The sequence below is a fragment of the Acidovorax sp. SRB_24 genome (genome assembly GCF_012931925.1).
The window spans coordinates 1-221 of sequence record NZ_MWOM01000390.1 but is presented as its reverse complement, the minus strand read 5'-3'; the positions used below and the strand labels follow the sequence as shown (position 1 = coordinate 221).

The 221-nt window shown below is 48.0% G+C and carries 1 protein-coding gene; it reads left to right on the top strand.

Translation table 11 applies throughout. The features are described from left to right. The coding region (locus B2J89_RS22590) for a hypothetical protein (protein ID WP_205763949.1) at positions 1 to 211 on the top strand (211 nt) is incomplete at its 5' end. Positions 212 to 221: the final 10 nt, after the last annotated feature.

The window sequence follows — 221 nt, the reverse complement described above, 5'->3', positions numbered from 1 at the left end:
TTACTCGCTAGTACCTGAAACTAGTGCGTCTACCAATTCCGCCACCTGGGCATTTCAGGAAAGATTTGAATTGTATAGCAAGAAAAACCCTGCCAAAGCCAGTTACAGCAAAACTGGCAATAAAAAAGCCGCTGGAGTGCAGCGGCTTCTCGTTAAACTTGGTGCCCAGGAGAGGACTCGAACCTCCACGATGTTACTCGCTAGTACCTGAAACTAGTGCG